This window comes from Caballeronia terrestris (genome assembly GCF_001544515.1).
Taxonomy (GTDB): Bacteria; Pseudomonadota; Gammaproteobacteria; order Burkholderiales; family Burkholderiaceae; genus Caballeronia; species Caballeronia terrestris.
The window spans coordinates 25,779-34,582 of record NZ_FCOL02000053.1 but is presented as its reverse complement, the minus strand read 5'-3'; the positions used below and the strand labels follow the sequence as shown (position 1 = coordinate 34,582).

Genomic DNA, 8,804 nt, shown 5'->3' with positions numbered 1-8,804 from the left:
GCCTGCTCTCTGAATTCTACAGAATACGTCTGTTTCGTCTTCAACCTGCACCTCTGAGTTCTTCAAATAACAAAAATTCAGAGGCGACATCTAGTGTGACGCCGGGGGACTGCGAAGCTGCTATTTGAGGACTGACTGGAATGAACCATCATATGGACGGGATGCACGCCGTCTGACCGCCATCGACGGAGACAATCGCGCCCGTCATAAAACTTGCGTCATCGGACAACAGAAACGCGGCAACCGCTGCGATTTCCTCGGGCTGACCTTCGCGACCTATCGCGTGAGCGGCCCGGATACGCTTGGCCTTCTCCGGATCGTCGAACATGTAGGCCGTAAAAGGCGTGCGGATCATGCCAGGGGCGATGGCGTTTACTCGAATACCGTAAGGCCCAAGCTCTGCGCCCATCGTGCGCGTGATACCTGAGACAGCGAACTTCGAAGCCACGTAGGGCAGCCGGTTCGGCACACCCATGATTCCCGCCCCGGACGAAATGTTCACGATGGCGCGTGACGTCTCGTCATGTTGAACCGCGCGTGCAAATGCCTGGCACATGAGGAAAGTGCCGTCGAGGTTCACCGACATCACATTCTTCCAGTTCTCGGACTCGCAATCCAGCACGTTGCCAACACCCTTGATGCCAGCGCAATTGATCAGACCGTGCAACTTCCCGAGGTTCTGTTGCGCCTCGACGATGAACCGCTGGACCTGTTCCGCGTCCGACACATCGAGCTTTCCGCCAAAGATGCGAACGTCGTCGTGCAACTCGGTGACGAGCTTGTCGATTCCGCTCTGATCTTGATCCGCCAGCGCCACCGACGCGCCCTCTTCCCACAACCGGCGAACGCACGCCGCTCCAATACCGCTGGCAGCGCCCGTCACGACCACCGCCTTACGTTCAAATCGCTTCATGCCGCTGTCTCCCTGTTGATGTATGAGCCTGCGATTAGATGACTGCGTTGAACAGCATCGTCGAATCCTCTAGCGACTCAAGGTTGCGCACGAGGTTGATTGCTTCCTCGATTCGCTCCACCGCAAGCGGCCTCGCCGCAACCGAAGCGCAATCGCGAAATTTAGTGGCGAGCGCGTCCCATGACATCGGTGCTTCGGGGCTTCCCGGCACGTTGTCGCCGACGCGTACCAACTGACGCCCTTCGCGGGTCACGATCTCCATGCGACCGTCCGGGATCTTCACTTTCCAGTCGAGGCTGCTGTCTTCTACCGGAACGACCTTCTGAGCGATTGCAAGCACCTCGGGGTCGCGCAACGCTGCCGCGCTGAAATCAGCGATATGGATCTGTCCGCGCGCCGCTGCAAGCGCGACGCAGAATGGAAGGCTGAACTTCGCGTCCACGAGCGTCGCGGGCGCGCGTCGCAGCTCCAGCGGATAACACATGCGCTGATGGAAGTCTCCGACGAAGACCTTAATTTGCTCGATGTCGCTCGCCTTCAGTTGATGCTCTTTCATTAACTCGATGGTGGCGTGAATGTATGTGTGCACGTTCCCGACGGCCGGCCACGCCTTGTACAACATCGAGGCCCCGCGATACTCCTTGCCCAAACCGTCGACCATCTTTTCCCGGTCGTACTTTCCGCCGAAGTAGACGTTGAAGATGCCCGCCTTTCCCTCGAATAGTTCCGCGATTCCCGTAATGCCCTTCTTTGCCAGCAGCACCGACATCACAGCGCCCTGTGCCGTGAACCCGGCGTACATTCCGCGAAGATCGCTGCCGATGCCAAAGATGACCTGCATCGTCCCGCTCGACTGCATGCTCGCAATGCCGAGCGTATGCGCAATTTGCTCGCGGCTCATCCCCTGGACGTAGGCCGCCGCAGCAGCGGCCGAGAATGCGCCGACGACAGACGAGAGGTTCCAGTCCTGTCGCCATTGAACGTTGCAGCGCAGACGCACGAACAGGTCTTGTCCCAGCGCGACGCTTGTGATCAGATCACGCCCCGAGACCCGTCCTTTGCGTTCGGCGAGTGCAAGCACAGCCGGAACGACGGAGCTGTCGGGGTGCGCGCCCCAGGGCGTCTGATCGTCGAAATCGAGGCAGTGCGCCATGACGCCGTTAGCAAACGCGGCCGACTGCGCCGGCGCTTTACCGCCGAACCCGAGAACGGAAGCATCCGGTCGCCCGCCTGCATCCAGGATAACGTCGACCACGCCGCGTACCGCGGGCTCCATGCCACTGCCGGCGAGCGTTACACCGATGATGTCGAGAATGGATTTCTTGGCCGCTTCGACGGCTTCTTGCGACAGGTCTTCGAACCGGGTATCTGCAACGTGGTTGGAGAAGACATGGCAAAGGTCGCCGGCAGGCGTGATGGATTGCGAATCAGCGTGTTCAGAAGGGTTATGCGCGTTCATGTGATGGCTCTCTCGATTCCGCAAATTGACTGAGCATCAGTTTGCTAGGAGATACACCGATGAACAAGCGATGAATCGTGAGGTATTCTTAAGAAACACTTAATAATGCGATGCATCGCGCGGTCCATGTCCCTTCCTCGATTCACGCCACGACAACTCTCGGCGCTCGTGACCGTAGCTGATGTCAAGAGCTTCGCCAAAGCCGGAGAGCGTCTTAATCTGTCTGCATCCGCCGTTAGTCAGCTCGTCGCCGAACTGGAGTCCTCGATTGGCTTCCGGCTTTTCGATCGCACAACGCGCAGTGTTGCTTTGTCTCCCGCAGGCCGTGAGTTTCATCGCTCGGCTCGATGCGTGCTCGCGCATATGGAACTCGCACAGGCAGCGGCGGACGACATTCGTAATCGTGCGGCCGGCATTGTTCGTGTGGCCGCGCCGCTTATTCTGGCGAGCACGATTTTGCCCGCAGCGGTCAAGGCTTACGCAGGATCCCAACCCAAGGTGCTCGTGCGTATACGGGACACGTCAGTAGAGAATCTTGTCGATAGCGTCAGCAGCGCCGCAGTGGACCTGGCCGTCGGCCCGGACCAGACGGTAAGCGATGGTGTCGCGCGGCTCGACCTCTTCAAAAGCGCGTGGGTCTTGTGGTTTGCCGCCGGGCATCCGTTGGTCGAACGCAAGGAGATTTCATGGGCCGAATTGAGGCACTATCCGCTAGTCGTCGCCGGGCGAGACTATGAGCGCACGATCTCGCTCACGCATGGCGAATACCATGCGAATGACCGCATTACGCCGGTCGAGATCGTCGAGAACATCAGCACGGCTTTCGGCATGGCGGCCGAGGGACTCGGGCTCGTGATCGCGCCCGCTTACGTCGGGCTGCTCGGGCGGCGCTTCGGCCTCGTGATGCGCCCGATCATCCAACCTGAAGTCATGCGCCAAGTCTGCCTTTACCACTCCTCGACTCGCGATGTGTCTCCCGCGGCCGAGGGCTTCCGTGAACATCTGATTGCGTGGCTCGCGGGAAAGGATCACCTCGGCTTGTGAGGGCGCGTCCACGTTCGTGCACTATTCAAGGGACTATTTACAATGATCGACTTCCCGATCATCGACTCGCATATCCATCTGCTCGACCGAAAACGCTTCGGCTATTCGTGGTCGGGCGGCTCGTCGTGGGCGACCGGCGCCACAAAGCTCGACCGCGACTGGACTGCCGACGACCTCGCAAGCGCTTCGAAGCCCTACCAAGTCCAAGGCTTCGTCTTCGTCGAAGCCGATGTAGACATGCCGCAATATCTCGATGAAGCGGAATGGATCGTCTCGGCGGCCATCGATGACCGACGCATCATGGCGTGTATCGCTTGCCTGAGGATGGAAGAAGGCTTGTCCATCGAGCCGGAGATGGCGCGTCTGTCGCGTCTGAACGCGGTTCGCGGCATACGCCGTCTTATTCAGAACATGCCCGACTCGGCTGTCATCTTGCAGCGCGACTTTCTGGAAGCCGTCAATCTATTGCCGAAATACCATCTTTCCTTCGATATTTGCATCGATCGACCTCAGTTCGAACATACGATCGAGATGGTGAGACGATGCCCTTCGGTGTCGTTTGTGCTGGACCATATGGGCAAGCCCGCGGTGAAGGAGAGTCGGCTTGGTTCATGGCGCGAGTCCATGAGGGAGCTATCGTCGCTCCCCAACGTCGTCTGCAAGGTCTCCGGCTTATTAACGCAGGCCGATCATGCGACATGGAGCGAAGACCAGGTGCTGCCGCTCATTGACCACGCGATCGACCGCTTCGGCGTGGATCGGGTGCTTTTCGGCGGCGACTGGCCTGTGCTGGAACTCGCGGCAAGCTACGGGCAATGGGTCGATATCGTCGACCGCGTCACGCAGCACCTGTCGCACGCTGACCGGCGCAAGATCTTTCGCGAGAACGCCATCAAGACTTATCGCCTGGATCAACCGGCCTGACCTTATCTCAGTTCATGTGCGACGCGCGAAGCGCCCTCGTTCGGCGTTGCACTGCCAGATGTACGCAAACTCACGCCTCTCGTTTCCGGCACGAACTGCACGAGGACGAGACAAACGACTGCAACCAATGCCACGTAATAAGCGGGCGCGAGCGGTGAGCCGGACGCCTGAACGAGAAGTGTCGCGATGAATGGCGTCGTCCCGCCGAAGATTGCCACCGCGGCCTGGTAGGAGATCGCGTGCCCGGTGGCTCGAAAGGCAGTCGGAAAGAACTCCGGCGCGGCAACAAAGCAGGCGCCTCCATACAGCCCGACTCCCACGGCGAGCAGCAGTTGACCGGCAAGCGCGCCGGCAATCGTTCCGGTTGCCGCGAGATACACGCCGGGATACGCCGCGAACGCGAGCCAGGCAGCGCCGAAGGACAGGACGGGCTTGCGCCCGAGCCGGTCGCTTAATACGCCGCCGAGCGGAATCATGAACGACAGTACGACGATGGCCGCCGCGTTCGTGATGAGCGCCGATGTCGGGTCGAGCTTCGCCACCCGAACCAGGAACGTGTACATGAATCCCAGCAGCAAGTAGGATCCGACGGTCTGTATGGGCTGAATCATCGCCACATTCAGCATGCCCCTGAGGCCGCCTGTGCGGATTGCGGTGCGCAGCGGATTCTTCGAATCGGTTCTGCTAGTCGCCTGTTTGTATTCGTCCGGTTCGTCGAGATTGCGCCTCAGCCAGAACCCGACGATGCCGATAAGCCCGCCCGCCAGAAATGGAACGCGCCAGACCCAGTCGGCATACGCGCTTGCACCGGCGGCAAACTGAAGGCCGATCAAGAGTCCCGCCACCAACGCGTTGGGCAGATGCGAGAAAATCAAGGTCAGGCCAATCCAGCCGCCTCTGTGGTCATCCGGCGCCGATTCGAGGATGAAGCTGGTCGTGCCCGTCGTCTCGCCACCGAGTGCGAGACCTTGAGCAATGCGGCAAAAGACCAGTAGCGCCGGCGCTGCAATGCCGATGCTCGCATACGTGGGCAAGAGCCCGATTACGGCGGTGCCGAGGGCCATCAACCAGACGGTCATTGCCATGACTTTCACGCGGCCTACTTTGTCCGCCATGACGCCGAACAACAGTCCGCCGAGCGGTCGTGCGAAGAACGCAACCGCATAGACGGCGAACGTACTGAGTAGCGCGGCGGTGCGATCGCTGCCGGGGAAGAAATGAGCCGACAGAATCGGAACGGAGAATCCGAACACCGCGAAGTCGTAGATTTCGCCGAAGTTGCCGATGGAGCCGGTCGAGAGCGTCCGGATCGAGCTTTGCTTTGTCACCTTTCTTCTCCAGAAGCGCTTCTATGAACAAACGCGCTCAACAATGGGTTCTGCTAGATTATTCGGCTGAGACGGAGGATGTCGGGCAGGCCAAAATCGCGCACGTCCGGTCGGGCGAGGCCGCGAGAAAGCGCGACGTCCACTGCGATCTCGTAGGCCACTGACCGTTCCCGCAAGAGCGCGGTCAACCCTTGCGAAATGATCTCCCGGTCGGCAGCCGTCAGCGCAGCGGAACCGATGAAACGATCAGTCAGCATCAACGGCTCCCGACGCAACGTGCAATCCGCAACGTGTGCGGACACGGCTTACCGCTTGCGACGCCGCGTACCGCCGACCGTATAGATGGCCGCTGCCGTCACGACCACCGTTCCCTCGATGACGCCCTGATAGTTCGCGCCCAGATTCAGTATGTTGAATCCGTTTGTCAGGGTGAAGAGCAGCAGCGCGCCCGCAAGCGTTTTGATCACGGAGCCTGCGCCGCCAAACAGTGACGTGCCGCCAAGAATCGCCGAAGCGATGACAGTCAATTCCGCGCCTTGCATCGCAGTCGGATTGACTGCGCCCAGACGGCTGCCGAACAGGATTCCGCCGAAGCCGGCCGCCGCGCTACAGAGAATGAAGCCTGCCATCTTGTACCGCTTTACGTTGATGCCCGATAAACGCGCTGCCTCGGGATTGCCGCCTACCGCGTAGACCCGCCGGCCAACGTTGGTCATGCTCAGAACGAACCAGACGATCAACGTGAAAACTGCCATATACACGACGGGCTTCGGCATGGCGAGCGACATCCCGCCGGCCCCGACCAGAGCGAGGCAGCAGACTCCACCTGCCAGCATGCCGAACGACGTCACCGGGACATTGCGCGATTCGCGGCGCGCGCGAACCAGGAAATAGCATCCCGCCAACAGCAGCGTCGCGCCGATGACGATGAGCGGAACGGCGATGGGCAGTCGACCCGATTCAAAGAGCCGCATCGCCTGCAAGGCGTCGGGCGTGTCCACCGATAACGAGCGGCCATCGGTATAGATCTGAACCACTCCGCGAATCGCGGTCAATGTGCCCAGCGTCACGATGAACGCGTTAATGCCGAGATACTGAACGATCGCGCCATTCAACAGGCCGGCCAAAACCGAGACCAGCATCGCGATGAGCGCAGCCGGCCAGAAGCCGACGGTATCCGCGAGCCCGACGACCACTGCGGCCGAAAGCGCCGCCACCGAAGCGACCGAAAGATCGAAGTTGCCAGTGATCAAAATCACCGTCATTGCAACTGCGATGATCGCAACCAGCGACGCCTGATAAAGAACGTTGGAGATATTCGCCACACTAAGGTAACTGGGCCTGCCGGTATAAACCGTGACGGCAGAGATGACCATTACCAGCAAGATGAGGGCGTAGTAGACGCCCATCTCGCGCAGACCGAGTAAGCGCCGCCAGTCCGTCGCCTGTGTCTGCGTCGTAGCGGTCACGCCCTCGGTTGGGCCGCCCGAAGAACCGTTGCCGCCGTGAGACGGGCCGGAATGGGTGGAAGTCGTCAGGTTCATCATTACTCACTCTTTGAAGATTGCGCGGCTGCATGTGGCGTGCTCGCCGAGTTTGCACTCGTGCCGCCTGACAGCAGAATCAGTTCGTGCTCGGAGGTTTCGTGGCCCAGGCGCTCGGCGATGCAGCGTCCATCACGCATGACCAGGACTCGACTGCTCACCGCCAGAATCTCCTCGAACTCCGACGATACAACGATCACCGCCTTTCCCGCGGCCGCCAGTTCTCGCACGAGCAACAGAACGTCGGTCTTCGCACCGATGTCGATTCCGGCGGTCGGCTCGTCCAGCAGGAACACCTTTACATCGCTGAACAACCACTTCGCAATGGTCACTTTCTGCGCGTTCCCACCGCTCAGTTCGGTTACGAGAATGTCCGGCGAGTTCGCCTTGATCGATAAGCGCCGGATGGCCTCTGCGCCTCGCTGCTGCTCTTGCATCCGGTCCGGCAGCCAGCCTCCGCGCGATACGCCATCGAGCGCGGGAAGCGTCGTGTTGCGCCAAATTTCGAAGCCAGGCACGAGACCCTGCGCCATACGGTCCTCCGGCACGAGAGCCAGTCCCGCCTTCACTGCGGCCGCCGTCGACCGGCCGAGCAGCCGGCCTTCAACGCGTACTTCTCCCGTAGCGTCTGGGTCCGCGCCAAAGATCGCATGCAGCAGCTCGCTGCGACCCGAGCCGAGGAGCCCGGCAATGCCCACGACTTCGCCGGCCCTGACGCTCAAGGAGATCGGTTCGAGCTTGTCTTGAGACGCGAGGCCCTTCAATTCAAGCAGCACAGGGGCCGCCGCGTCGACGGGCCGCGGCGTCGCCTGTTCGAGCGCGACGATCTGCCGGCCGACGATGGCTTCAGCGATACGCGATTCGTCGAGATCACGCGTCTGCGCGTCCACCACCGCCTGCCCATCTCTCAGAATCGTCACGCGGTCCGTGAGCGCGATCACTTCATCGAGAAAATGCGAGACAAATACAATCGCCTTCTTTTCAACTCTCGAAAGATGCCGCACGATGCGATAAACCACCTCGCGTTCACTTGCGGCAAGGGACGCTGTCGGCTCGTCCATCACGATCATTTCGGCGCCCGTGCCAAGCGCTTGCAAAATCGCGACCATCTGACGCTGCCCGATGGACAGATCGCTTACCAGACCGTCCGGCTCGAGCCAGTATCCGACGCGCTCGCACAATTCCGAGAACCGCTGCCGTATCTTCGTGTTTCGTCGCCACCGGCCCTCTTCGCCAAGGAACACGTTCTCGAGCACTGAGAGCGTCGGCACGAGCGGAATGTGCTGGTGGATGGTCGCAATGCCCATGTCGTTCGCGGCTTTCGGACTCGAATATTCGACCGCGGCGCCCTTCCAGACGATTCGTCCGCCGGTGGCTGCAAGCGAGCCGGAGAGAATCTTGATGAGCGTCGATTTGCCGGCGCCGTTTGCGCCCAGCAACCCGTGCACCGTGCCGCGCGACACTTCCAGATTGACTCCGCGAAGTGCAGTCAGCCCGTTCGGGAATGTCTTCGTCACACCCTCAAGCTGCAACAGCGGGACTTCGTTTGCCATTTGTCTCTCTCCTGCCACATCGGTTGTCGTCGCTCGTGC

At 60.5% G+C, this 8,804-nt stretch carries 8 protein-coding genes; 2 read left to right on the top strand and 6 right to left on the bottom strand.

Translation table 11 applies throughout. The features are described 5' to 3' along the window. Positions 1–148: 148 nt before the first annotated feature. On the bottom strand, positions 149–913 hold the full coding sequence (locus tag AWB67_RS27710; protein WP_087659399.1) for an SDR family NAD(P)-dependent oxidoreductase: 765 nt from the start codon (positions 911–913) through the stop codon (positions 149–151). Positions 914–947: 34 nt separating this feature from the next. Beyond that, positions 948–2,372 (bottom strand): MmgE/PrpD family protein, encoded by a 1,425-nt coding sequence (locus AWB67_RS27705; protein ID WP_087659398.1) that lies wholly within the window; start codon positions 2,370–2,372, stop codon positions 948–950. A 168-nt stretch (positions 2,373–2,540) separates the two neighbouring features. Here AWB67_RS27705 and AWB67_RS27700 point away from each other — a divergent pair, with 168 nt between their 5' ends. After that, positions 2,541–3,416: a LysR family transcriptional regulator gene (locus AWB67_RS27700; protein ID WP_374729854.1), complete on the top strand. Its 876-nt coding sequence runs from the start codon at positions 2,541–2,543 to the stop codon at positions 3,414–3,416. 42 nt (positions 3,417–3,458) lie between these two features. Beyond that, on the top strand, positions 3,459–4,340 hold the full coding sequence (locus AWB67_RS27695) for an amidohydrolase family protein (protein ID WP_087659396.1): 882 nt from the start codon (positions 3,459–3,461) through the stop codon (positions 4,338–4,340). Positions 4,341–4,342: 2 nt separating this feature from the next. On the opposite strand, the gene AWB67_RS27690 is transcribed toward AWB67_RS27695, so the two are convergent. The 4 genes from AWB67_RS27690 to AWB67_RS27675 are packed head-to-tail and all read right to left on the bottom strand — an operon-like array spanning position 4,343 to position 8,765. After that, positions 4,343–5,668, bottom strand: a complete 1,326-nt coding sequence (locus tag AWB67_RS27690) for an MFS transporter (protein WP_087659395.1) — start codon at positions 5,666–5,668, stop codon at positions 4,343–4,345. 53 nt (positions 5,669–5,721) lie between these two features. Beyond that, on the bottom strand, positions 5,722–5,925 hold the full coding sequence (locus tag AWB67_RS27685; protein ID WP_087659394.1) for a hypothetical protein: 204 nt from the start codon (positions 5,923–5,925) through the stop codon (positions 5,722–5,724). A gap of 48 nt (positions 5,926–5,973) precedes the next feature. Beyond that, positions 5,974–7,215 carry an ABC transporter permease subunit gene (locus AWB67_RS27680; RefSeq protein ID WP_235025354.1) on the bottom strand — a complete coding sequence of 414 codons (1,242 nt, stop codon included), beginning with the start codon at positions 7,213–7,215 and terminating at the stop codon, positions 5,974–5,976. Continuing rightward, positions 7,215–8,765 (bottom strand): sugar ABC transporter ATP-binding protein, encoded by a 1,551-nt coding sequence (locus tag AWB67_RS27675; protein WP_087659393.1) that lies wholly within the window; start codon positions 8,763–8,765, stop codon positions 7,215–7,217. Before AWB67_RS27675 ends, AWB67_RS27680 begins: the two co-directional genes overlap by 1 nt. Between the last annotated feature and the right edge of the window lie 39 nt (positions 8,766–8,804).

Bases quoted from the DNA above. Each gene is read 5' to 3' on its own strand.
- AWB67_RS27680 (WP_235025354.1), bottom strand. From the start codon at position 7,215: ATGATGAACCTGACGACTTCCACCCATTCCGGCCCGTCTCACGGCGGC.
- AWB67_RS27695 (WP_087659396.1), top strand. From the start codon at position 3,459: ATGATCGACTTCCCGATCATCGACTCGCATATCCATCTGCTCGACCGA.
- AWB67_RS27685 (WP_087659394.1), bottom strand. From the start codon at position 5,925: ATGCTGACTGATCGTTTCATCGGTTCCGCTGCGCTGACGGCTGCCGAC.
- AWB67_RS27705 (WP_087659398.1), bottom strand. From the start codon at position 2,372: ATGAACGCGCATAACCCTTCTGAACACGCTGATTCGCAATCCATCACG.
- AWB67_RS27710 (WP_087659399.1), bottom strand. From the start codon at position 913: ATGAAGCGATTTGAACGTAAGGCGGTGGTCGTGACGGGCGCTGCCAGC.
- AWB67_RS27675 (WP_087659393.1), bottom strand. From the start codon at position 8,765: ATGGCAAACGAAGTCCCGCTGTTGCAGCTTGAGGGTGTGACGAAGACA.